Origin of the sequence: Sedimentitalea todarodis, assembly GCF_032595355.1 — a bacterium.
Taxonomy (GTDB): domain Bacteria; phylum Pseudomonadota; class Alphaproteobacteria; order Rhodobacterales; family Rhodobacteraceae; genus Sedimentitalea; species Sedimentitalea todarodis.
Map to the genome: position 1 here is coordinate 1 of NZ_JASMWN010000081.1, position 1,111 is coordinate 1,111.

Annotated in this window: 3 protein-coding genes; all 3 read right to left on the minus strand. The window is 56.3% G+C overall.

The annotated features are described in order from the left end of the window. The coding region (locus QO231_RS26050; protein ID WP_316783216.1) for a nucleoside monophosphate kinase at positions 1 to 124 on the minus strand (124 nt) is incomplete at its 3' end. A 59-nt stretch (positions 125 to 183) separates the two neighbouring features. Then, complete coding sequence (locus QO231_RS26055; RefSeq protein ID WP_316783210.1) at positions 184 to 621, minus strand: phasin family protein; 438 nt, start codon at positions 619 to 621, stop codon at positions 184 to 186. Between the two features lie 91 nt (positions 622 to 712). Further along, on the minus strand, positions 713 to 922 hold the full coding sequence (locus tag QO231_RS26060; protein ID WP_316783213.1) for a dodecin family protein: 210 nt from the start codon (positions 920 to 922) through the stop codon (positions 713 to 715). Positions 923 to 1,111 lie beyond the last annotated feature (189 nt).

Here is a 1,111-nt window from a genome sequence, read left to right on the forward strand (position 1 = left end):
CCGCACGCAACAGATCACCGGTCGAAAGTTGCACGAGGCCAAACTCCTCCTCAAGCATCCGGGCCTGCGTCCCCTTGCCAGCACCCGGAGGCCCCAGCAGGATCAATACAGCAGCGGTTGTCATATCGGTCACTCCTTCAGCATATTGAGAAAATCGATCACAATTGGTCGCTGTGTCTGCCCTCAGCCTTTGAGTTCCTCGATCGTCTTGTCGACTTCCGATTTGATCACGTCGTAGGCCTGGTTGTTTGCATCGCGCGCGGCATCGGACAGTTCGGTCATGATTTCGAGGGCGCGGGTTACGGCCTGTTGATAGGATGCGGCGATATCTTCGGGCGAGCCGGATTTCAGCTGGTCTGCCGCTTCCGAAGTCACATCACGGAAAATCTGCATCTGCTTTTCCATCAGGTCGCGATAGGACGCGGCTGCAGCCTGGTTCGCCTTTGCAACGGCGTCAAATTTGTCCCTGGCCTTCTGGATCGTATCCTGGGCGTCCACCTGGCCCGGCTTGACGCCAAATTGTGCCATCATCGCCTGCGGGTCGAACATTTTCGAGACATTCGCGGGATCGAACAACTTCATGAAATCCGCGTAGTTGTCGGTAGGTTCTTTCTTTGCCATCTTCATTGCCCTCGTTGAGTATTGAACATTGCTGCAACTTCATGCACAGGGCCGGTCGCATGTCTTAGGTCGGGGCCCCGCGCTGTTTCACTCAGCCTTCGAACTTGAATGAAACGCTCACTTTTGTGCGAAAGGCTTTGACCTTGCCATTCTCGATCACCATGTCCTGAGAAACCACTTCGGCGACGCGCAAGTCGCGCAAGGATTGACCCGCACGCTCGACTGCGGCGCGCCCGGCATCGTCCCAGGATTCGGTGCTCGTTCCGACCAACTCGACGACCTTGTATACGCTGTTACTCATGGCTCTTCTCCTCGTTGTCTGGCGCGGATTGCGCCTGGCTGCCGCCTACGCCGTGATTGGCGTGGCGGGGTCTCTGTTGGACTACTTTCGTTTTTTTGGTGGCATGAGGTCTGTGATTGTGCCTTCGAACATTTCTGCTGCGAAATTGATGGTTTCGCTCAGGGTCGGGTGGGGGTGGATTGTGTGGCC

Coding starts and splice junctions, on each gene's coding strand:
- QO231_RS26055 (WP_316783210.1), bottom strand. CDS start 621: ATGGCAAAGAAAGAACCTACCGACAACTACGCGGATTTCATGAAGTTG.
- QO231_RS26060 (WP_316783213.1), bottom strand. CDS start 922: ATGAGTAACAGCGTATACAAGGTCGTCGAGTTGGTCGGAACGAGCACC.